Annotated in this window: 19 protein-coding genes, 8 tRNA genes and 2 pseudogenes; 5 read left to right on the forward strand and 24 right to left on the reverse strand. The window is 43.2% G+C overall.

What is annotated here, in order from left to right; all coding sequences use genetic code 11:
- Positions 1 to 99 precede the first annotated feature (99 nt).
- Positions 100 to 1650 (forward strand): methyl-accepting chemotaxis protein, encoded by a 1551-nt coding sequence (locus J5O05_RS02805; RefSeq protein ID WP_208843506.1) that lies wholly within the window; start codon positions 100 to 102, stop codon positions 1648 to 1650.
- 63 nt (positions 1651 to 1713) lie between these two features.
- On the opposite strand, the pseudogene clpB reads toward J5O05_RS02805, so the two are convergent.
- The 3 genes and pseudogenes from clpB to rluD form a co-directional block, all read right to left on the reverse strand.
- Positions 1714 to 4288 (reverse strand): annotated as a pseudogene (gene clpB / locus J5O05_RS02810) (ATP-dependent chaperone ClpB).
- A 79-nt stretch (positions 4289 to 4367) separates the two neighbouring features.
- Complete coding sequence (pgeF, locus tag J5O05_RS02815; protein ID WP_208843507.1) at positions 4368 to 5120, reverse strand: peptidoglycan editing factor PgeF; 753 nt, start codon at positions 5118 to 5120, stop codon at positions 4368 to 4370.
- The gene (gene rluD, locus J5O05_RS02820) at positions 5120 to 6097 is read right to left on the reverse strand and encodes a 23S rRNA pseudouridine(1911/1915/1917) synthase RluD (protein WP_208843508.1); all 978 of its coding nucleotides are present in this window, start codon (positions 6095 to 6097) and stop codon (positions 5120 to 5122) included. The genes pgeF and rluD overlap by 1 nt, the downstream gene beginning before the upstream one ends.
- Before the next feature lie 127 nt (positions 6098 to 6224).
- Between rluD and J5O05_RS02825 the strand changes: the two genes are divergently transcribed.
- The gene (locus J5O05_RS02825) at positions 6225 to 6986 is read left to right on the forward strand and encodes an outer membrane protein assembly factor BamD (protein ID WP_208843509.1); all 762 of its coding nucleotides are present in this window, start codon (positions 6225 to 6227) and stop codon (positions 6984 to 6986) included.
- A gap of 53 nt (positions 6987 to 7039) precedes the next feature.
- Here J5O05_RS02825 and J5O05_RS02830 read toward each other — a convergent pair whose 3' ends face one another.
- From J5O05_RS02830 to aspS, 20 genes and pseudogenes are all read right to left on the reverse strand, one after another.
- Complete coding sequence (locus J5O05_RS02830) at positions 7040 to 7426, reverse strand: VOC family protein (protein ID WP_208843510.1); 387 nt, start codon at positions 7424 to 7426, stop codon at positions 7040 to 7042.
- Positions 7427 to 7514: 88 nt separating this feature from the next.
- Positions 7515 to 7604: transfer RNA gene (locus J5O05_RS02835), tRNA-Ser, on the reverse strand.
- A gap of 103 nt (positions 7605 to 7707) precedes the next feature.
- Positions 7708 to 8748, reverse strand: coding sequence for a quinolinate synthase NadA (nadA, locus tag J5O05_RS02840; RefSeq protein ID WP_208843511.1), 1041 nt, complete (start codon positions 8746 to 8748; stop codon positions 7708 to 7710).
- A gap of 116 nt (positions 8749 to 8864) precedes the next feature.
- Positions 8865 to 8940 (reverse strand) — tRNA-Lys (locus J5O05_RS02845).
- Positions 8941 to 8995: 55 nt separating this feature from the next.
- Positions 8996 to 9071: transfer RNA gene (locus J5O05_RS02850), tRNA-Lys, on the reverse strand.
- A 25-nt stretch (positions 9072 to 9096) separates the two neighbouring features.
- A tRNA-Lys gene (locus tag J5O05_RS02855) sits at positions 9097 to 9172 on the reverse strand.
- 29 nt (positions 9173 to 9201) lie between these two features.
- Positions 9202 to 9277 (reverse strand) — tRNA-Lys (locus J5O05_RS02860).
- A gap of 28 nt (positions 9278 to 9305) precedes the next feature.
- Positions 9306 to 9381 (reverse strand) — tRNA-Lys (locus J5O05_RS02865).
- A 26-nt stretch (positions 9382 to 9407) separates the two neighbouring features.
- A tRNA-Lys gene (locus J5O05_RS02870) sits at positions 9408 to 9483 on the reverse strand.
- A 33-nt stretch (positions 9484 to 9516) separates the two neighbouring features.
- Positions 9517 to 9592: transfer RNA gene (locus J5O05_RS02875), tRNA-Lys, on the reverse strand.
- A gap of 183 nt (positions 9593 to 9775) precedes the next feature.
- Positions 9776 to 10529 (reverse strand): annotated as a pseudogene (ybgF, locus tag J5O05_RS02880) (tol-pal system protein YbgF).
- 19 nt (positions 10530 to 10548) lie between these two features.
- Positions 10549 to 11085 carry a peptidoglycan-associated lipoprotein Pal gene (pal, locus tag J5O05_RS02885; protein ID WP_208843512.1) on the reverse strand — a complete coding sequence of 179 codons (537 nt, stop codon included), beginning with the start codon at positions 11083 to 11085 and terminating at the stop codon, positions 10549 to 10551.
- 40 nt (positions 11086 to 11125) lie between these two features.
- Positions 11126 to 12484 (reverse strand): Tol-Pal system beta propeller repeat protein TolB, encoded by a 1359-nt coding sequence (tolB, locus tag J5O05_RS02890; protein ID WP_208843513.1) that lies wholly within the window; start codon positions 12482 to 12484, stop codon positions 11126 to 11128.
- Between the two features lie 11 nt (positions 12485 to 12495).
- Positions 12496 to 13422: a cell envelope integrity protein TolA gene (gene tolA, locus J5O05_RS02895; RefSeq protein ID WP_208843514.1), complete on the reverse strand. Its 927-nt coding sequence runs from the start codon at positions 13420 to 13422 to the stop codon at positions 12496 to 12498.
- A gap of 3 nt (positions 13423 to 13425) precedes the next feature.
- Positions 13426 to 13854, reverse strand: coding sequence for a protein TolR (gene tolR, locus J5O05_RS02900; RefSeq protein ID WP_208843515.1), 429 nt, complete (start codon positions 13852 to 13854; stop codon positions 13426 to 13428).
- The gene (gene tolQ, locus J5O05_RS02905) at positions 13841 to 14545 is read right to left on the reverse strand and encodes a protein TolQ (RefSeq protein ID WP_208843516.1); all 705 of its coding nucleotides are present in this window, start codon (positions 14543 to 14545) and stop codon (positions 13841 to 13843) included. The genes tolR and tolQ overlap by 14 nt, the downstream gene beginning before the upstream one ends.
- A 936-nt stretch (positions 14546 to 15481) precedes the next feature.
- Complete coding sequence (gene ruvB, locus J5O05_RS02910) at positions 15482 to 16492, reverse strand: Holliday junction branch migration DNA helicase RuvB (protein ID WP_208843517.1); 1011 nt, start codon at positions 16490 to 16492, stop codon at positions 15482 to 15484.
- A 7-nt stretch (positions 16493 to 16499) separates the two neighbouring features.
- Positions 16500 to 17117, reverse strand: a complete 618-nt coding sequence (gene ruvA, locus J5O05_RS02915; RefSeq protein WP_208843518.1) for a Holliday junction branch migration protein RuvA — start codon at positions 17115 to 17117, stop codon at positions 16500 to 16502.
- A 9-nt stretch (positions 17118 to 17126) separates the two neighbouring features.
- Entirely contained in the window at positions 17127 to 17651 is a 525-nt protein-coding gene (gene ruvC / locus J5O05_RS02920) for a crossover junction endodeoxyribonuclease RuvC (protein WP_208843519.1), read from the reverse strand.
- Positions 17652 to 17870: 219 nt separating this feature from the next.
- Positions 17871 to 19652 (reverse strand): aspartate--tRNA ligase, encoded by a 1782-nt coding sequence (gene aspS, locus J5O05_RS02925; protein WP_208843520.1) that lies wholly within the window; start codon positions 19650 to 19652, stop codon positions 17871 to 17873.
- A 179-nt stretch (positions 19653 to 19831) separates the two neighbouring features.
- Between aspS and J5O05_RS02930 the strand changes: the two genes are divergently transcribed.
- Together J5O05_RS02930 and J5O05_RS02935 are read left to right on the forward strand one after the other, a co-directional pair.
- Positions 19832 to 20680, forward strand: a complete 849-nt coding sequence (locus tag J5O05_RS02930; RefSeq protein WP_208843521.1) for a DUF72 domain-containing protein — start codon at positions 19832 to 19834, stop codon at positions 20678 to 20680.
- A 79-nt stretch (positions 20681 to 20759) separates the two neighbouring features.
- On the forward strand, positions 20760 to 21269 hold the full coding sequence (locus tag J5O05_RS02935) for a M48 metallopeptidase family protein (RefSeq protein WP_208843522.1): 510 nt from the start codon (positions 20760 to 20762) through the stop codon (positions 21267 to 21269).
- A 110-nt stretch (positions 21270 to 21379) separates the two neighbouring features.
- Here J5O05_RS02935 and J5O05_RS02940 read toward each other — a convergent pair whose 3' ends face one another.
- Positions 21380 to 22069: a DUF3334 family protein gene (locus tag J5O05_RS02940; RefSeq protein ID WP_208843523.1), complete on the reverse strand. Its 690-nt coding sequence runs from the start codon at positions 22067 to 22069 to the stop codon at positions 21380 to 21382.
- A gap of 113 nt (positions 22070 to 22182) precedes the next feature.
- Here J5O05_RS02940 and cmoA point away from each other — a divergent pair, with 113 nt between their 5' ends.
- The gene (cmoA, locus tag J5O05_RS02945; protein ID WP_208843524.1) at positions 22183 to 22908 is read left to right on the forward strand and encodes a carboxy-S-adenosyl-L-methionine synthase CmoA; all 726 of its coding nucleotides are present in this window, start codon (positions 22183 to 22185) and stop codon (positions 22906 to 22908) included.
- Positions 22909 to 22919 lie beyond the last annotated feature (11 nt).

Consider the following 22919-nt stretch of genomic DNA (forward strand, 5'->3'; position numbering starts at 1 on the left):
TCCGTATTTATGAGCATTCATCGCGAATAAGATACTTTATGACACTTCTTTGAATGGCTATAATCTAACACAATTAAAATCAGTAAATTAAGGATTTGTATGCGTCGTGGACAAAATATTATAGACCAAGAAGTGACGTATCCTTCCGATCAAGAGCTTGTGTCTACCACCGACTTACGCGGTGTTACAACGTATGCAAACGACGCTTTTTGCAAAATTGCAGGTTACAGCAAAGAAGAACTCATTGGAAAGAATCACAATATCGTTCGCCACCCTGACATGCCTAAAGCGGCGTTTAAGGAACTTTGGGAAAAGCTAAAAGCAGGACATTCTTGGCGCGGTGTCGTCAAAAACCGTTGTAAAGATGGACGCTATTATTGGGTAGATGCCTTTGTTACCCCCATTTTTGAGCGTGGTCAACTAGTCGGCTATCAATCTGTACGAGTCAAACCCACTGACGAAATGAAAAGACGCGCACAGCTGATCTACGAAAAGATTAATTCGGGTAAATCGCTTTCCAGTTGGCGTGAAAAGCGTAACTTACGCACTTGGCTATCTCTTATTTCAACGGTAGTCGCCGTGGCCGCGTCGGCTTACTTCGGCACGGCGCTATCTGCCTTCATCGTCCTTGCGATGATAGCGGCAATTATTGCCTGCAATTATGAAGAACTCGTCGTTACACCAAATAAACTCGCTGACCAACAAGCTGAATTTGATTCCGTATCCCGCTATGTTTATTGCGGAACACACCCATTTAGCATCGCAGAATTTAATATCGGCATGTTGAATGCAAAGTTACGTACGGTATTAGGGCGAGTGAAAGACTCAACCGTCACTTTCAAAGATATTGCGGTAAATCTAGATAAGCAATCGAGCCAAACTGAAAAAGGCATTGAAGCTCAAGGTCTACGTTTACAGGACATCGCCACTGCGATGGCTCAAATGAGTGCGACTATCGGCGATATTTCAGAAAATACCGCTCGAACGGCAGATAAAGTGAACAATACCCAAGCAAGCTGCGAAACTATTCGTACCAGCATGACGGAAAACACCAGCATGGTGACCAGTCTCGCCAGCCAAGTTGATGAAGCTGCACAAACGGCGTCATCCCTTGCGACTGAAGCCGACAAGATTGGTCAGGTCATGAGTGAAATAGAAGGCATTGCTGAACAAACCAATTTATTAGCATTAAACGCGGCGATTGAAGCTGCTCGTGCTGGTGAACATGGCCGTGGTTTTGCCGTTGTTGCTGATGAAGTTCGTGCGCTTTCATCCCGCACGCAAAGTGCAACAACGCACATTCACGCGTCAATTAAAGAAATTCAAGATACGCTTTACCGCTGGTCAGAAGTTATGCAAAGCACCAAATCTCGTGCGGATGGCTGCGCCCAAAGCAGTTTAGCCAGTCAAAATGACTTAGAAGATATTTTCCGTGAGATAAGCGAAATTGCACTTTCGGCTCAAGAAATTTCTGCAGCAGCAGAACAGCAGCAAGTGGTCAGCACCGACATTAACTCTAACATCAATAATATCCGTGAGTTTAGCGCGGAAAACTTAGAGTTGAGTTTTGGTGTCGCACGAGATGCCGCTCAATTGGTAGAGTCAGCCGAGAGAATTAAAGGACTTCTAATGACCTTTAAGGCGCAGTAAAAAAAGCCATATTTCAGAAAAAAGAAAGGCCTCATTTGAGGCCTTTCTTCTGTCTTTTACTATTTACACTTTGAAGACAAAATCGTCCCCTTCAACGTCTACTTTGATGCTGTCGCCCGGCACAAAGTCGCCAGCCAATAATCGTTGTGCAAGCGGGTTTTCAACATACTGCTGTACCGCTCGTTTTAATGGTCTTGCCCCAAATACTGGATCAAATCCATTTGCTGCAATTTTCTCAAGTGCCGCCTCACTTAATTCGAAACGATATCCCTTCTCTGTTAATCGTTTTTCAAGACGCGCTAATTGTATGCTGGCAATATGCTTTATGTGTTCCGTGACGAGTGGATGGAACACCACCGTTTCATCAATCCGGTTGATGAATTCCGGTCTGAACTGCGTAGTTAGGACACTCATAACTTTTTCTTTAAGCGTCGCATAATCATTACTTTGCGCTTGTTCTTGGATAATATCGGACCCCAAGTTTGACGTCATAATGATGACCGTGTTTTTGAAATCCACAGTGCGGCCTTGACCATCGGTTAAACGTCCGTCGTCAAGCACCTGCAGTAGAATGTTGAACACATCAGGATGTGCCTTTTCTACTTCATCAAGTAATACAACTGAATATGGACGTCTTCGAACAGCTTCTGTCAAATAGCCGCCTTCTTCATAACCTACATAACCTGGAGGCGCACCAACTAAACGAGCAACGGAATGTTTTTCCATAAACTCAGACATATCTATGCGCACCATTGCATCTTCAGTATCAAACATGAAGTTCGCTAATGCTTTAGTCAGCTCAGTTTTACCTACCCCTGTTGGACCTAAGAATAAAAAGGAACCAATCGGTCTGTTAGGATCGGCAAGCCCAGCACGTGAGCGGCGAATCGCATTTGCAACCGCAACCACTGCTTCGTGTTGGCCAATGACCTTTTTATGAAGCTCATCTTCCATTTGAAGTAGCTTCTCTCGCTCGCCTTGGAGCATTTTTGATACAGGAATCCCCGTCCAACGCGATAAGATCTCAGCAATTTCGTCTTCTGTAACTTGATTGCGCAATAAACTCATCTCTTGCATTTCAGCTTGAGAGGCTAAGTCTAATTTACGTTCAAGTTCAGGAATACGTCCATATTGAAGCTCAGACATGCGTTGCAAATCACTCGCACGACGTGCAACCTCAAGATCAAGACGCGCTTGCTCAAGTTCAGCTTTAATCGTTTGAGTGCCTTGTAGCGACGCTTTTTCTGCGTTCCATACTTCATCGAGGCTCTTTATACTCGCTTTCCAACTCTGCAATCAGCGTTTGCATTTCGTCGCGGCGTTTGCGACTGGCTTCATCTTTTTCCTTGGCCAGCGCGTTATCTTCAAGTTTTAACTGAATGATACGGCGCCCCAACTTATCGAGTGGTTCCGGCTTTGAATCAATTTGCAGACGAATAGATGATCCCGCTTCGTCAATTAGGTCAATGGCCTTATCGGGTAATTGGCGATCTGAAATATAACGATGTGACAAATGTGCTGCTGCAACGATCGCTGGGTCGGTAATTTGCACAGAATGATGGAGCTCATAACGCTCTTTCAAGCCACGTAAAATCGCAATCGTGTCTTCTACTGTTGGTTCGCTTACAAACACTTTTTGGAAACGCCTTTCTAGAGCGGCGTCTTTTTCAATATATTGACGGTACTCATCCAGTGTCGTCGCGCCCACACAATGCAGCTCACCACGTGCTAATGCTGGTTTCAGCATATTGCCCGCGTCCATCGCTCCATCTGTTTTTCCTGCTCCCACCATCGTATGAATTTCATCAATAAACAGAATAACTTGACCTTCTTCTTTGGCCAATTCATTAAGTACCGCTTTTAGACGCTCTTCAAATTCACCTCGGTATTTTGCACCCGCAACCAAAGCACCTAAATCAAGCGACAAAACACGCTTATTTTTCAAACCTTCAGGAACTTCTCCGTTCACGATACGTTGTGCAAGACCTTCCACAATGGCCGTTTTACCGACACCGGGTTCGCCAATCAGCACAGGGTTATTTTTAGTACGACGTTGTAATACTTGGATTGTACGACGAATTTCGTCATCACGGCCGATTACAGGGTCAAGTTTACCTTGAATTGCCCGCTCTGTTAGGTCAACTGTAAACTTTTCGAGTGCTTGTCTCGCTTCTTCAGCGTTTGGATCGTTGACCTTCTGACCGCCACGCATCGCGTTAATTGCTTTGTCAATTTTGTCTTGAGTAATACCAAGTGAGCGGAAAATATCACCAAGCGTGCCTTTGTCTTCACATGCTGCAAACACAAAAAGCTCACTCGATATGTATTTATCATCACGCTGTTGAGAATACTTGTCACACAAGTTAATGAGCGAAATGAGCTGATTAGACAGTTGAACATCGCCCCCGAAACCTTGCACTTTGAAAAGCTTTTCAATGGCTTGAGAAACCTTGGTGTTTACTTCTTCGGCTTTTATTCCTGCCTGTGCCAACAGCATACGGACACTTGAACCGGATTGTTGCAATAACGCATACATTAAATGAACAGGTTCGATGAACTGGTGGTCGCGGCCTAACGCCAATGATTGCGCATCTGAAAGCGCTTGTTGGAATTTACTGGTAAATCGGTCGATTCTCATGGATGTTACCTACAAAAAATGTCTCTACCCCTTTTATGGGTCTGAGTCACGTAAGCTTCAAGTAACAATCACAAAATTTTTATGGATATTTGCGCCAGATCACACTGACCATGCGTCCGGTTTGTTTATCTCGGCGGTAAGAAAAGAAACGAGTTTTGTCTTCCACAGTGCATAAATCATCGCTGTATATGTTTTTTACGCCCAAGGCCAGAAGTTGCATGCGTGCCAAAGTGAATATGTTTGCAAGCCATTTATCTTCGTTATCGGGATGTCGTACGAACGCTCCTTTATAATTCGGATCGTCATTACAAAAAGCCTCAACAACATCAAGGCCTACTTCAAACGCTTTAGGACCTATCGCTGGACCAAACCATGCGCTTACATGCTCAGGTGAAGACTCAAAAAAACGTAATGCTTGCTTGATAATGTTTTTGTGTAAGGGCCGCCAACCTCCGTGGAGCGCGGCGACTTCAGATCCATCTTCATTCGACAATAATATTGGAAGGCAATCTGCCGTCATTATCGCCAGTGGTGTATTCGTCAGCCTAGTAAAAAGCCCGTCTGCATCGAGCTGGTTATTTGCACACTCACTAATATTTGATTCATTAATGTCCACCACTCGACCACCATGCACTTGATTTAGCCAAATTGGAGATCTAGGTAAAAACGAATCGAGCGTTCGGCGGTTTTGCGCTACATGGTCAGCATTATCGCCCACATGATAAGCCACATTAAACTTATCAAAAGGTGTTTGCGAGACCCCAAGTGTATGGCGGACAGTACAAAATCCGCCAACAAAAGGCGCTAATGGCCATGTAGCTTCAAGAAACATTAATATTCAATTTCCTGATTTGCTTGAGAATCTTCTCGTAGCGTTTCAGTCAATTTAACCATGTCATCAGGAATTGGGGCTTCCCAGCGCATAATTTCGCCCGTGATCGGGTGTGCAATCTGCAATCGCACCGCATGCAACGCCTGACGTTTGAAGTCTCGTAACATTTGGAAAAGCTCTGGCGTAGCGTTTTTTGGCGGACGAGGACGACCACCATAAAGTTGGTCACCGACTAGCGGGTGATTCAAATGCGCCATGTGTACACGAATTTGGTGAGTACGGCCTGTTTCCAAACGTAATCGTAGACGAGTATGAGCACGGAATTTCTCAGCAACACGATAATGTGTTACTGCAGGCTTACCCATGACTTGAACGGCCATGTGCGTACGCTTCGTCGAGTGACGCCCAATTGGCTGTTCAATCACACCGCCCGCTGTCATTGTCCCGTTACAAATGGCTTCATATTCACGCGTAAAGTTCTCACGCTTTTGAAGGTTTTTCACCAAATGTGTTTGAGCCTGAATTGTTTTCGCTACGACCATCAAACCCGTAGTGTCTTTATCGAGACGATGAACAATACCTGCACGTGGCACGCTGGCAATTTCTGGGCAGTGATGCAATAACGCGTTTAACACCGTACCACTTGGGTTACCTGCACCTGGATGCACAACTAAATCAGCTGGTTTGTTGATCACAAGAATGTCATCATCTTCGTAGACAATGTTCAGTGTGATTTCTTGAGCTTCATATTCACGTGCGGCTTCAAGCTCAGTTTCAATAGAAACAAGCTCCCCACCAAGGAGTTTTTCACGAGGCACGTTTAAAATTTCGCCATTAATGGTTACTTTGTCGTCAAGAATCCAAGTTTTTATTCGCGAACGCGAATAATCAGGGAACAATTGCGCCAAAATTTGGTCTAGACGTTTACCGCCTAACTCCAGTGGTACTTCAGCTTGAAGCGAGATTTGCTCTGACATTCTGTTAACTTTACCCAATTTACCAGTGCAAGCTTAGCTCGACTGGGTTAGAATCGCTCATAAACGCATAGTTTACTCGGTTTTACCGACTTGGCCTAGCCGAAGACAGACGAAGGTAACAAATAAAATGATAAAAACATTAGGGAAGCGCGCATTTAGTATTTTTATTGGCGCATCAGTTTTAGGTTTAGCCGCTTGTTCATCTGCTCCAGACAAAGAAGACATTGAACGTGTACCGAATAAATCCGCTCAAGCACTGTATGAAGACGCAAAGCAAACGCTAGATTCAGGCTTGTATGCTCGCGCCATCGAACTCTTATCCGCGCTCGATTCACGCTACCCATTTGGCCCTTATTCTCGCCAAGTACAGATGGACTTGATCTACGCAAACTACCAAGCTGGCAACACAGAGCAAGCGCTTGCGACAATCGATCGCTTTATCCGTTTGAATCCAAACCACAAAGATCTTGATTACATGTATTACATGCGTGGTCTTGTAAACATTAAAGCGGACAAAAATGCATTCCAAGAATATTTTGGTGTTGACCGCGCAGACCGAGATGCAAACCGAACTCGCGTTGCATTCCAAGATTTGTCTACGCTCGTAACTCGTTTTCCAAATAGCCATTACACGCCTGAAGCGAAAAAACGTTTGGTCTGGTTGTTAAACAAAATGGCACGTTATGAATTAAAAGTCGCGGAGTACTACTATGAGCGCGAAGCTTATCTCGCTTCTGCAAATCGCGGCAAATATGTTGTGGACCATTACTCACAAAGCAGCTATTTACCACAAGCGCTTGAGATGATGGAAAAAAGTTACGAAAAATTAGGATTGACTGACCTTGCCGAGCACGCCAAGGAAGTCAAGCAGCTCAACGAGCGAAAATAACATAAGAAGCCGAGGCCATCCTCGGCTTTTTTACATCCACAATACGGTATCTCTTAAAGTGGAGGCAAAGTCACTCGCCATGGCGGATTGACTCGATTCTCTCCAGCATAAAACAAGATGATCTTGTTACCTGACGGGTCAAATAGAAACGTTTCTCGCCATAGATAGCGTTTATCTTCTGGTGGCACTTCAATTGGTAACCCCTTCTCCTTCAACTCTTCGACCCACTCATCTAACTGATCATGTTCAAAGTAAATGGTAATGCCGCTGTTATTTTCCTTCTGCTCTCTAAGTGCCAAGGAAAGAGTTGAGTTTCCTTGCGGACAAACGAATCGAGCATAGTGAGGCGTATCAACAATCTGTGTTAACCCTAGCTTACGATAAAACAGTGTGGCCGAGTCCATGTCATACACAGGCAAAGTGACTTGGTTGAGATTCATCTTAGTTAATCCAAGTAAATTTAACTTAATTGGGATGCTAACAACGAATGAGGGGGATAAAAAGGAAGAATTGGTAACAAAAAGAAAATGGCGGAGAGAGAGGGATTCGAACCCTCGGTAGGGGTTAGCCTACACACGAGTTCCAGTCGTGCGCCTTCAACCGCTCAGCCATCTCTCCGCGTCGCATAAATGCGGGGCTAATACTATGAAAAGCCACGCACTTTAGCAAGTTGTTTTTCAACTTCTCTGGTCAACTGACCAGTTTCTAGACGATATCTAAATTATCGGACTAAACTTGCTGAAAAATCTAACATACGATTAAGCGAACGCAGTGCGCCTTCTCGCAAATTCATATCGACAAACACTTCACGACCTTCTGCGCTTATCAAAGCTTCTTCAATCGCTTTAAGGCCATTCATAGCCATCCACGGACAATGTGCACAACTTTTACATGTTGCACCTTCGCCAGCAGTCGGCGCTTCAAAGAACTCTTTCTCAGGGCAAAGCTGCTGCATTTTATAAAAAATGCCACGATCTGTTGCCACAATGAACTTTTGGTTTGGTAGTGTTTGTGCAGCTTTAATTAACTGACTTGTCGAGCCAACCGCATCAGCAAGATCAACAATCTCTGCCGGCGATTCAGGGTGAACAAGCACCGCGGCATCAGGGTGCAATGCCTTCATGTCTTTAAGTGCTTTGGTTTTGAACTCATCATGGACAATGCACGCACCATTCCACATGATCATGTCCGCACCCGTTTTTTTCTGGATGTAAGAGCCAAGATGCTTGTCCGGACCCCAGATAATTTTCTCACCTTCAGAATCTAAGTGCTCGACGATTTCGAGGGCACAAGATGACGTAACAATCCAGTCGGCACGCGCTTTTACGGCAGCTGAGGTATTAGCATATACAACTACTTTCCTATCTGGATGTTGATCACAAAATGCTGAAAACTCATCGATAGGACAGCCAACATCTAGAGAACACGTCGCTTGCAACGTCGGCATGACTATCGTCTTTTCAGGTGTTAGGATCTTTGCTGTTTCGCCCATGAAACGCACGCCTGCTACGATGATCATATCAGCATCGTGTTTAGCACCAAAACGCGCCATCTCAAGAGAATCCGCTACACATCCACCGGTTTCTTCAGCCAATGCTTGAATTTCCGGATCCGTGTAATAATGGGCAACTAAAACCGCGTTTTTTTCTTTTAAAAGCGTCTTTATACGACTTTTATATTCAGCCTTTTGCTCTGAAGTTAACGGCGCTGGCTTAGGAGGGAAGATATAGTCTTCCGGCATGATTTGTTCAGCTAGACTCATAAAATTGACCACAGTGTCTACATTGCTCGATTAGGCGCGAATTATACGCAAAGTGAAGGAACAATCCTAGAGGGTGACAATTTTAAGAAGGAATAATTAAGAAGAAATGAAGATAATGGTGGGTCATGATGGACTTGAACCATCGACCAATGGATTAAAAGTCCACTGCTCTACCAACTGAGCTAATGACCCGCTCTAGTGCTAACTCCGAAAGGAGATGCAATAACGAAAGGATAAAACGCATGAATGGTGGGTCATGATGGACTTGAACCATCGACCAATGGATTAAAAGTCCACTGCTCTACCAACTGAGCTAATGACCCGCTCATGAAATCGACAGGTTCTATGTGGTGGGTCATGATGGACTTGAACCATCGACCAATGGATTAAAAGTCCACTGCTCTACCAACTGAGCTAATGACCCGCTCATAGAAATCGATCAGGTACTTTATGTGGTGGGTCATGATGGACTTGAACCATCGACCAATGGATTAAAAGTCCACTGCTCTACCAACTGAGCTAATGACCCGCTCATAAAGTCGAATGTTAACTAGTAGTGGTGGGTCATGATGGACTTGAACCATCGACCAATGGATTAAAAGTCCACTGCTCTACCAACTGAGCTAATGACCCGCTCGGGATTTCGATTTAACTTTAAGTGGTGGGTCATGATGGACTTGAACCATCGACCAATGGATTAAAAGTCCACTGCTCTACCAACTGAGCTAATGACCCGCTCAAAGAAATCGATATAGTTAACAAACTAAGTGGTGGGTCATGATGGACTTGAACCATCGACCAATGGATTAAAAGTCCACTGCTCTACCAACTGAGCTAATGACCCACTCGACGCAGCTGTTTTGATTGCTTCAATCGCCTGCTGCGGGCGCTTATAATACTTATTTAAAAAAGGAGTGCAACTGAAAACCGCATTTTTTTCAATTTTTACTGCTAGATGCCTAATTTTAAACCAAATTGTTACTAATATGGTCAATTCGATTAGGCATCTCAACATTTCTACTAGGAACTATAGCTTCGATAAACGCTCAGTTGCTAATTTTGCAGCAGTTGTACTTGGGTATTGCTGAACCAATTTATTCAAAATTTGTTTCGCTACGTCCTTTTTTCCCTGCTTTTCATAAAGAGCGCCAAGTTTCAACATAGCATCGGGGCGTTTATTTGAGTCTTGATGGTTTTCAACAACGATATTGAAGTGGTTTATTGCATTTACATCATCATTTTTTATCGACAGTAACTGCCCAAGCCAATAATGCGCATTCGATTCATAAACCGAATTTGGAAAGTTTTTCAAAAATGCTTCAAATTCAGGAATTGCAGCTTCGTAACGTTTGTCTTTCATAATCAGCGCAACAGCTCGGTCGTACGCTTCATTTTCCGATAAATTCGCACTCATTGCTGGCGCTTCAGCCGCGATGGTCGGAACGACTGCTTGAGGCTCCGGCTGATTCGTTACGCGAGCTACTCGATTTTCAATTTCTTGATAAAGCTCACGCTGACGCTGAAGTACTTTTTCAAGTTTATAACTCGTTTCTTCTGTAACACCGCGAATTTGACTCACTTCATCTTGCAACACTTCAAGTTGCTGCTGCATAATCTGCTTGCATGATATTTCGTGATTGCATGAGTTTTTCAAGGGTAGACAGTCTTCCCTCTATACTATTAGGTGAACTTGCAGCCTCAGAAACAGGAGCGGGAGCAGCCCAGACTTGGGCGCTCCCGCTCACTAAAAGTATGGCTGCCAAAACGTATTTCGGCTTCATAACTTCTCTTATCTATTTATTAGTACACTAAAACAGCGCGACGGTTTTTAGCAAACGCTTCTTCCGTACGTGATTTAATCATTGGTTTTTCTTCACCGTAGCTAACTACTGAAATTTGGCTGTCTGAAACACCAAGGCTTTGTAGGTATTTTGCGATAGATTTAGCACGGCTTTCACCAAGTGCAATGTTGTACTCAGGTGTACCACGCTCATCGGCGTGACCTTCGATAAGCACTTTGACTGATGGATTCTTAACTAAGAAATCAGCGTGTGCTTGCAGTAACTCAGTGAATTGGCTTTGAATCGTTGATTTATCAAAGTCGAAGTAAATGATTTGCTCTTGACGAAGCGCTTCGTATTTTTCACGTAGCTTTTCTTCTGCCGTTTTTTCGCGGTTAATTGTGCTAACTTCTACACCATCACCTGAAGTCTGGCTAGTTGCTTGATTGCTCTGGTTAGCAGCTGAATCATCTACGCTTGAAGAAGAACTACAAGCAGCTAATGTCATGACAGGTACAGCGATCAAAAGACCTTTTAAAAGTTTGTTAAGTTGCATCGAGTATATTCCTATTTCTTATAAATCTAACCAGCAAAGTTTAATCTAAAAATGGTGACCAAGCAGGCGCTTTAACTTGACCATCCAAAACCGGCAAACGGGCCTTGAAACGACCATCCATAGACACCAGCGCTAAAACCTGTTTGTTTTCGTGCAAAGTACTGTAGATGATCATTGAACCGTTGGGGGCAATACTTGGAGACTCATCCAGTCGAGTACGAGTCAATACTTGGAAAATACCGTTTTCAAGGCCTTTTTTAGCGATGTGGTACTTACCTAAAGTTCGGTTTACCATAACCAACTGTTTACCGTCTGGTGTCACTGAACCCGCTAAGTTCATATCACCATCAAAGGTCAGACGCTTTGACCTACCAGTTTGTAAATTTAACTGATAAATCTGGGCATTACCACCCCTTTCCGACGTAAACACAACATCTTTACCATTTGGATGCCATGTTGGTTCTGTATCAATACTTCTGTGTCGTGTTAAACGACGTTCCTGCTTTGTCGCAAGGTCAAGCAAGTAAATTTCCGTTGCACCATCACCATCTTTTGATAATACCAGTAATAGCTGCTTACCATCGGGTGAGAACTGTGGTGCGCCATTAATACCAGGATATGAGGCTATCAGTTGGCGTTTCCCAGTGTAGAGATCTTGGATATAAATTTGGCTTTGACGATTTTCAAATGTTACGTACGCCAACTTTTGTCCATCAGGTGACCATGCTGGCGACATCAATGGTTCCTTTGAGCGCAGTAAGACTTGCTCGTTATAGCCATCGTAATCCGCTACAACCAATTGATATGGTTTGTCGTCTTGGTCACGTACAATAACGTAGGCGATTTTAGTTAAGAATGCCCCACGCTCACCAGTCAACGCTTTATAAACCACATCACTAATACGATGGGCGTAACGTCTAAAACCATTTGCTTCAATAATACTTTGGCGTGCTTCTTGTATATGGTCTTGGCTTTTCATTAACTTGCCATTTGACATCATACGAGTTGCACCTCCTGTAATTTGTCCACGAATGACGTCTATCAATTCGTACTTCACAAGATAACGACCACCTGGCTGCGGTGATACTGAACCCACTACAATGGCTTCGACACCTTTACTAACCCATGCATCAAAATTGATAGGATCGTCAGCGCTTGGCTGCTCAGGCATATCCGCAACGGCAATCGGCTTGAATTTACCACTACGCATTAAATCAGCAGCGATCACATCGGCAGGTTGCATCGGAAGTACACCATTGCCTTGATATTGAAAAGGTACAACTGCGATAGGTCTTGCACCATCGACCCCTTCGGTAATCACAATTTCAAGCGCGGCGTTCGCATTCCATTGAACTAGCGCAACAAACGCGAGTAAAAAGACTTTTATTCTTTTAAACATACACACCCTATCTAAAAACTTGGTCTGATCGTTAAGTTAATATTCTTCAATTGCTCGTACACGTCTCTGTCAGATGAAACTGGCAACGTTTCTGCGATGCGAATTGCCCGTAGCGCCGCATCACATACCAGTGTCTCCCCACCTAACGGCTGTGCTTGAGTGACTAACCCGTTAAACGCGAGACGAAGATTTAATCGACATTCTTTGCCTTTCATATTTTCATCAATTAACAGGTTTTGTTGTATGCGTTGCATGATTAACGCTTTGTATTTATCTACTTCAGACAACACTTGTTGCTGACGAACCTTAGCTCTAGAAGCTGCTTCTCTTGCAAGTTGCTCTTGCAACATTTGTTCTTCTAATGCTTGTTGACGACGACGTTCAGCTTCTTCTGCTTTACGCTTTTCTTCGGCCGCTTTTTGTTTGCGTAAATCTTCCGCTTTTTTCAAGGCTTCTTCTTCACGTTTACGTTTATCCGCCGCGACCTTCGCTGCTTTTTCAGCCTCGTCCTTTTCTTTTTGTGCCTTTAGAGCCTCTTCGCGGCGTCTTTTCTCAATTGCCTTAGCTTTTTTAGCTTCAGCTTCCGCTTTTTTACGCTCGGCTTCTTTTTCTTTGCGTTCTTGTTCTAACTTTTTAATAGTGCGAGCTTCAGATTCTCGAGTGTCTCGCGCTTCTTTAGCTCTGCGCTCGAGTTCACGTATGCGCGCCTCTTCTTGCCGTTTCTTCTGTTGTTCTTCGGCTTTTAATTCTGCAATTTTCTTTTCAACCGCTTTTTGGTCCACCGAAACGGCTTCTACTACTTTTTCTTCTTCAGGCAAATTAGGATTCAACACGACTTCCATGACAGTAGGTGTAGGTGCATGAAAATCTGCCGTAACAAAGAGCAATGCAGCAAGCGCACCGTGAAGACCAACTGATTTTAAAACACTGCTTTGCACCCACTACTCCTCGTCAAACGACTTTGTCATGAGACCCACAGAAGGAACACCTGCATTTTTCAAAAAGTCCATCAATAACAAAACTTCTTGATATGAAACCTTCCCATCGCCTTTTATCATGACCGGTGTATCTGGGTTTTGTTGCAACTTCAATTTAATGATGGCAGCAACTTCAACCGCATCCATTGGTTTTTCAGGGTCGGTTCCTACACTGACGTAGTAGCGCCCTTGAGCATCAATCGAAGCAATAATCGGCGGCGAATCTTTGGTGTCAACCAAGTCAGACTCTTCCATTTTTGGTAAGTCAACTTTCACACCATGCGTGATAAGTGGCGCAGTTGCCATAAAGATAATAAGCAATACCAGCATAACATCGATGTAAGGTACGACATTTATCTCCGCAACTTGTTTTCTTCTTTTACGCAGGTACATTTTGCTTAGCCTCTGCTTGAGCTGCTGCTTGGCGGTGTAGAATGTTGGCAAATTCTTCCATGAAATTGACGTAAAGATTTTCAAGCTTTTCTACATTTTTTGCATAGCGGTTGTAGGCCATCACTGCAGGAATCGCCGCAAACAAACCCATTGCTGTTGCGATAAGCGCTTCTGCAATACCCGGAGCGACCATTTGAAGGGTTGCTTGTTTAACCTGACCGAGCGCGATAAACGCATTCATAATCCCCCAAACCGTGCCAAAAAGACCGATATAAGGGCTTATAGAACCGACCGTTGCGAGGAATGAAAGACTCGATTCTAGTTTTTCAATTTCTCTTGAAAGGGCAACACGCATTGAACGGTTTGTACCTTCAATAATAAGGCCTGCTGCATTGATGCTGTTTTTTTGATGGCGTGCGAATTCTTTAAAGCCTGCAACGAACAAGGCTTCTAATCCCTCTTGTTGACCATCGCGAGCCGTTACTTCGTTATAAAGTTTACTTAGCTCCATGCCTGACCAAAAACGTTGTTCGAATTTTTTTGCGTTGCCTAGTGCGTTACCAATAACTGACTTTCTTTGAAAGATAATCGCCCAAGATGCAATGGACAGACCGACCAAAGTCAACATAACGAGTTGTACTAAAAAACTGGCTTTAAGAATAAGGTCGATAAAGTTAAGTCCAGATTCCACTTATAATTCTCCTACTAGGCTGATTGGCATATATTAAACCAATAGACTGAACGCTTTATGAAAGGTTCACTTAGTTTACCCAGCCAAACTCATCGTTACAACGCCAATACCGTGAATTCCAAACATTTAGCGACCAACCGCCGAATAAAAAGCCGATATTTCTCCACGGTGTTTTCGATCTTTTATTTATTCACTGAATCTGTATAAAACTCTACTTTTATGCATTCATTCTGAATATTTTACCACATCTCGCTTTGGTCAGACCATTTTCCAACAATAATTTTAATCCAGAGTAAAATTTAAGCAAATGTTAATTTCGTTTATTTACAAGGTCTTAATGCTGTTTCTGTTTATTATTTACTCACAGTTGCAAATTAGTCATTATTTTTGATATTAGTTTTTTTAATTCGAAATAGAAATTTTTCTAGTTTGAACAATACGAAAATGATGCGTAATATACACCCTGTACTGAGCAGCAAGCATCATTGATGCTAAGCACAGTTGTTAGCAATATGATTACTGATTTGTCGTATTGTTGAGTTGAGCTACGTTTGGATAAAACCAAAAATAACTTGACTCGTTCCCTGGATTACTTCCTTCAACTTGTTGTTTTGCCCGCATTTTTTGCGGGCTTTTTTTTGCCCAAATTAATCCAACTCGCGTTTTCTTCCTTTTTGCTTTGTGTCCATTGCTCAGCTTGGATTCAATAGCGTTTGAAACATTCTTGTTTGTTATAATAAATAAAGAATTTGAAGAAGAGCATGGCTAAAGCAAGCAGGTAAGAGGATTTTTTAAACGATAAAGCGTATTCGCAATTTTAACGGTTTATCTTTCATTAATCGCATTGAGTGATTTTGTATTTGAAACTAGCACTAGCGCATTAAGAGAAATGAATGTAGCGCACTGAAAAAACGCGCTACTTCATACTAAATACAGCTAATTGGATTCAGGTTTTTGCAGATCAAAATGCAAATACGCCCTATCGGACACAATACGACCCCTTGGCGTTCTTTGAATAAAACCTTGTTGAATCAGGAAGGACTCGATGACATCTTCAATCGTCTCTCGCTCTTCACCTATTGCGGCGGCTAGGTTATCAAGGCCAACAGGACCACCCATAAATTTCTCAATAATGGCAAGAAGATACTTTCTATCCATATAATCGAATCCACAGCGATCCACATCCACCATATCCAGAGCGGCGTGTGCAATTTCTTGTGTCACACTGCCATCGCCTTTTACTTGAGCATAGTCTCGTACACGGCGGAGCAAGCGATTTGCAATTCGTGGGGTGCCACGAGACCGTTTTGCGACCTCTTCAGCTCCGCCTAAATTCATCTCCAATGCTAAAAAATGGGCTGAACGGCTGACAATTTGCGTAAGATCCGCCACATTATAAAACTCTAGACGTTGAACGATACCGAAACGGTCACGAAGTGGTGAAGTAAGAGAACCTGCTCGAGTTGTCGCGCCAACAAGCGTAAAAGGAGGAAGATCTAACTTTATCGAGCGCGCAGCAGGGCCTTCGCCGATCATGATGTCAAGTTGGTAATCTTCCATCGCAGGATATAAAATTTCTTCAACTTGTGGACTAAGGCGATGAATTTCGTCGATAAAAAGTACATCCCCTTCTTCTAAATTCGTTAGTAACGCCGCCAAATCCCCCGCCTTTTCAAGCACAGGTCCAGAGGTTGTTTTGATATTCACCTCAAGCTCGTTCGCTACAATGTTTGCAAGTGTCGTCTTTCCCAATCCCGGCGGGCCAAAAATGAGCAAGTGATCGAGCGCTTCTCCGCGACTTTTTGCGGCTTCAATGAAGATTTCCATTTGCTTTTTAACATGGGGTTGACCGGTATAATCGCTCAATAATTTGGGCCGAATCGCTCGGTCTACAATATCTTCTTGGCCTTTTATCGAGGCATCAATAAGACGATCTGCTTCAATCATTTTTTTCTCACATCATCGACTTTAACGCGTCTTTAATTATCGCTTCTGTACTCATTCCACTTACAGCGACTTTTTTCACTGCGTTTTGTGCATGAGTAAGTTTATAACCTAACGCCACCAACGCGGCAACTGCATCGTCTTCTGGTAAATTTGCAACCGTTGGATCTTCGAGTGGTTGCAGTATCGAATCATCACTGAATGGCGTCAGTAGGTCATTACCCCAATCTTTGAGCTTATCTTTCATTTCGAGTACAAGACGCTCTGCTGTTTTCTTTCCTACACCAGGGATCTTAACCAACGTTGACGCATCTTCATTATGTACACATTGGACAAACTGCTGGGCTGACATGCCCGATAATATCGCAAGCGCTAACTTGGGTCCGACACCATTTGCTTTAATCAACTCACGAAACAACGAACGCCGCTCTTTAGTAACAAAACCAAAAAGCAATTGCGCGTCTTCTCGAACAACAAAATGGGTATAAACCGCAACTACCTCACCTAATTTTGGTAATTCATAAAAACAGGTCATTGGTAAGGATACTTCGTAGCCGACGCCATTAACGTCAATCAAGATTTCTGGCGGTTGCTTTTCTAATAATGTTCCGCTCAAACGTCCAATCATGTGTCACCTTTATTGTCTTAATCTGCCTCGAACCGTTTTTGTGGCACTACCGGCCAAACGGATCAAACTTTGCTCTGAATGCGCATGGCATATCGCAACGGCTAGCGCATCAGCAGCATCAGCTTGGGGTGTACCTGGTAATTTCAAAAGCTGTTTTACCATGTGTTGTACTTGTTCTTTCTTTGCTGCACCGGTCCCGACAACCGCCTGCTTTATCTGACGAGCCGAATATTCATACACTGGAAGATCTTGTACTGTCGCTGCCACTATCGCGGCTCCCCTTGCCTGTCCGAGCTTCAATGCCGAATCTGGATTCCTTGCTAAGAACACCTGTTCAATTGCGAAAGAATCAGGGGAAAACTGTTCTATGAGTTGACTGATTCCCTGATAAATCATCTTGAGACGCGTCGGAAAGTCAAACTCGCCTACTTTGATACAGCCACTTCCAAGATACTGAAACTTATTACCTTGATAAGACACTACACCGTAACCTGTTAATCTCGAGCCTGGGTCAATTCCAAGTACAATAGCCACATTACCCTCTCACCTCGACATACCGTATTTCTAAAACGGACTCTAAATGCGCCAATTTCATTGTAGACAAAACACCTATTGTACATGCCGAGTTTGTTGTTGTTCTTCTAAAAAGATTCGCAAACATAATGCCGCAATACTGTATGAATTACCAGTAACTTTGCCACAGACACAAAAAAGGCGACCTAAACGTCGCCTTTTTATTCGAAATTAGCTCGATTACTCTGCAGCGTCTTCTGAACTCGCAATCGCAACTGCAATTGCTAATTCTTTTAACGCTTCTGGGTTTGCGACACTAGGTGCGTTTGTCATCAAACAAGAAGCTTGCGTGGTTTTTGGAAACGCTATCACATCACGAATATTATCTGTTCCACAAAGTAGCATAACTAGACGGTCAAGACCGAATGCTAAGCCTGCATGTGGTGGAGTACCATATTTCAGCGCCTCAAGTAAGAACCCAAACTTATCTTGTTGTTCTTGCTCGTTAATGCCCAAAATACGGAATACGGCCTGTTGCATTTTGTTGTTATGGATACGGACAGAACCACCGCCCACTTCGTAACCATTCAACACCATGTCGTACGCGTCTGACAGCTGGTTTGCAGGATTCGCTTCTAACTCTTCGGCTGTGATGCCTTTTGGCGCTGTAAATGGGTGGTGTACAGCGTGCAAGTTACCTTCGTCGTCTTCCTCAAACATTGGGAAATCAACAACCCAAAGCGGTGCCCACTGGTCCAAACGTGTTAGTTCAAAATCAAGGCCAAGCTTGATACGCAATGCGCCTAACGCTTCGTTCACAACGTTACGCTTATCTGCGCCAAATAACAAAATATCACCCGTTTGCGCGTTAGTACGCTCAAGCAACCCGTTGATGACATCTTCCGTTAAGAATTTAGCGATTGGCGATTGAATACCTTCAACACCCTGTGCGAGGTCGTTCACTTTTAACCACGCTAGACCTTTCGCACCGTAAATACCAACAAACTTTGTGTAGTCGTCGATTTGTTTACGTGACATGACTGCGCCGCCCGGCACTTTAATCACAGCAACGCGACCCTTCTCGTCATTTGCAGGCGCTGAAAGCACTTTAAACTCAACGTCTTTAACTAAATCTGCGACATCCACAATTTCTAATGGGTTACGTAGGTCCGGCTTGTCTGAACCAAATCGGCTCATCGCTTCGCTGTATGGCATCACTGGGAACTGACCAAGATCAACGTTTTTGAATTCAAGCCACATTTCACGGATCATTTTTTCCGTAATTGCACGCACTTGATCAGACGTCAAAAATGACGTTTCGATATCGATCTGAGTGAACTCTGGTTGACGGTCAGCACGCAAATCTTCATCACGGAAACATTTTACGATTTGGTAATAACGGTCGAAACCAGACATCATCAGCAATTGCTTAAATAGCTGAGGTGATTGTGGCAACGCGTAAAAGCTACCTTTGTGAACACGACTTGGTACCAAGTAATCACGCGCACCTTCTGGTGTTGCTTTCGTAAGTACCGGCGTTTCAATATCTAGAAACTCGTTCGAATCAAGATAGCGACGCACGAAGCTGCTCGCTTTCGCACGCAATTTGATGCGATCGCTCATTTCTGGGCGACGAAGGTCTAAATAGCGATATGTTAAGCGACGCTCTTCTGAGTTTTGCTGGTTAAAATCAAGCGGTAATGGCTCTGAGCGGTTCACGATTGTTAAATCAGTACCAAGGATTTCCACCTCGCCTGTCGCCATGTCTTTGTTCACTTGGCTATCTGGACGCGCGCGGACTACGCCTTTAATTTGAACACAGAACTCTTGACGAAGCGCATTTGCTTTATCCATCAATCCTTCAACTTCTGGATCGAAAACAACTTGCACGATTCCTTCACGATCGCGAAGGTCTACGAAGATAAGACCACCAAGGTCACGACGTTTGTTGATCCAACCACATAATTCAACCTGTTGGTCTACATGCGATTTATTAAGTTTTCCGCAGTATATAGAGCGCATAATCTTCCTGTTCAACTGTCCCCAAGTTCAAATGCTTGGACATTATCAAATAAAAATATCCGCCAATTATATAAAACTGGTTAGTAAAGTCATCTTAATTGCCCATAAGAAAGCGAAAAAACGCGAACATAATTGCGAATTTTGTTAACCTTTCTGAAAATCGATTGTTTAGACGCGCTATGTTGTATTTAGGCTGCCCACAGTGGAGCAGTAATCACTGGAAAGGAAACTGTTTTAGTCAACACGTTAAAGCAAAGGACATGTTGCACGAGTATGCGCAAGTCTTCAATTCCGTTGAAGGAAATACTACGTTTTACGCGGACCCACAATCGAGTACTATTCAAAACTGGTATGACTCTGTCCCTGACGATTTTCGCTTTACTTTTAAACTGCCAAAGCGTTTCAGCCATGAATCAGGCCTGCGACCCGATAAACACGCGCTACTTGATTGGTTTAAACTCATGGCTCCGCTCTTGCCAAAACTTGGACAAGTCATGTTGCAACTACCAGCTAGTGTTGGTCCTCAACATGTAGATTTACTTTTTCAATTTATCAAACTTATTCCGGATGAGTTTCCTATGGCACTTGAAGTCAGGCACCCGCTCTTTTTTAAAAAGGGTGAAGAGGAGCGGAAGCTAAATCGATTACTGATTGACCGACAAATTAATCGCATCATTATGGATACAAGGCCATTGTTTAGTGAAGCGCCTTGCACTCCGGCAATAATCGACGCACAACGAAAAAAACCGCGTCTACCTGTAAACGTGATAGCCACGTCAACTTCACCAATAGTGCGATTTGTGGGCTGTGATACTCGAATCGATAATCGCGCATTCTATGCGCCGTGGCTTGATAAAATTAGGGTGTGGCTACAACAAGGAAAGTCACCGTATGTATTCTTTCATACGACCGATAACATCGATTCTCCATTTCTGGCACGCCAGTTCATTCAAGATTTGGGCGTAGAACATCAGGTGTTATCACCCTTTCCCGCAGAAAAAGAGATACGGCAGGACTCGTTGTTTTAGAACCCTATGAACTTAGGTTAGAATAACAAGCAATTCAGAAGGTCGGGATCCCGCTATTTTATGTTCACAAGGTTTAACTATGTCTTTCAAGCAGTACTTTTTACACTATCCTGAATCTCTGCAGACGCAAATTCTTCAATTAATTGAACATGATGAGAGTCTTGTAAATTACTTTCAAAACAAATACCCGAAAGCTCACGAAATTAAAAGCGATAAGTTGTTGTTTGATTATTCGTACGACTTCAAACAGCGATTTCTAAAAAATACACCGCGAATGGATTCTGTTGCGTATAAAAAACAATCAGATTTAGTTAAAAATGCGCTAGGGACACACACCTTTAAACGCCAACAACATGGCGGGAAACTTAAAGCTAAACACCATATCGCTATTGCAGGTCAACTTCGTACTGCCCCCGAAGCTTTATTACGCTGTTTAGTGGTTCATGAGTTGGCGCACTTTAAAGAGCTTGACCACAATAAAGCGTTTTACCAACTCTGTTGCCACATGGCACCGGACTATCACCAACTTGAACTCGACCTTCGGTTGTTTCTAGTCCTTGAGCAAAAACAACTGAGTTTTTACGAATAACAATACAAAATTAGCTTCAAACTGTTCTAAATAAAGCCTAGGTCTGTTTGGCAACCGCAATATATGCATAAAAAAAAGAGCGATAAACGCTCTTTTCTTTCTGAGAGACTTTACAGCCCAAGTTCTGCCATAAAGTCATCATCAGCGGAATCTTCCACGTCATTGCTTGCCGCTTTTGACTTTTTATCTTGATTCTTTTTCGCTTGATTCGCGATGATAGTATCTGGGTCTACCGATTCGGCAATGTCAAAATCATGTAGTTTTATAAACTCCGTTTTATCCATTGCAAGTTCTAAATAGAAAATGTTTTGGTTTTGCGTAGTAAACGTCACGCGGCGTGCTTGCGGTCTGTCCATAGTTGTATCAACCGAAATCTGGACTTGTTTTGTTATCGCCATCATTTTCGGTTGGTTTTGCGTAATAGACGTATGTAACTGTTCGCGCACTTTATTTGTAAAATCACCGACAATTTGGTTCATCAACTCGCCCATCACGTTAGACACATCGTCTGACAAATGGCTTTGTGCAATTTCTTCCTCTGGCATACCCATGCTGCGCATGTAATCCTGATAAATCTCCATTGCAGCTTGAGCAGTAAAGTTTGTTACAACGAGTCCCGTAAAACCACCGTCGAATAATACAAAGCAACCGATATCTGGACGCATACATGTGCGAGTGATTTTCTGAACCATCGCTGAGTAGCTAATCGAATTACCGGATGCAGAGGACAAAACCTCAGTCACTGAGTGGCATAAAGTTGAAAGAATATCTTCTGTAGTGATCACTTTGCTTCTCGACATCTGTTATCTCTTTTTGATCTTATTGTTAATACTAGCCAAGCTTATCAATTTATCACTGACTATCCAGAATAAAATGCTAAAATAACGCGATTATTTACAAAGAGAGATGCATTGTGACCGGCAAAGACAGTATTTATGCCCACGAGCAGACTGTAAAAGACTTCACTTTCGACCAACACGTCGTTGAAGTGTTCCCAGATATGATCCAACGTTCCGTGCCTGGCTATGCAACGATTGTCAGTACGATGGGCAAACTTGCGGGTATTTACGCCCAAAGTAACTCCAATCTTTACGACCTAGGGTGTTCGCTTGGTGCAGTCACGTTGAGTATGCGACGCAATATTGCAAAAGAAAATTGCAAGATTATTGCAATTGACAACTCAGAAGCAATGGTTGAACGATGTAAACTCCATTTGCAGGGTTTTCGTTCAGATGTTCCGGTTCAAGTTGAGCTTGGCGATATAAATGACGTTGCATTAAGTAATGCCAGCGTGGTTGCAATGAACTTTACGCTGCAATTTATTTCCCCCGAGCAACGTGTTGCGCTACTCAAAAAAATCTACAGCGCATTAAAGCCAGGCGGTGTGTTATTGCTGAGTGAGAAGGTTCGTGGTGAAGACGATTTTAATGACAATTTGCTCATTGACTTACACCATGATTTCAAACGTGCTAATGGCTATTCAGAACTAGAAATTAGCCAAAAACGAACCGCGATTGAAAATGTGATGATCACGGATAAACTCAGTGCACACCACGAGCGACTGAACTCGATTGGCTTTAAACAAGTTCAAGTTTGGTATCAATGCTTTAATTTCTGCTCGTTAGTTGCAGTAAAGTAATATAGGTAATA

This window comes from Pseudoalteromonas xiamenensis (assembly GCF_017638925.1).
GTDB lineage: Bacteria > Pseudomonadota > Gammaproteobacteria > Enterobacterales > Alteromonadaceae > Pseudoalteromonas > Pseudoalteromonas xiamenensis.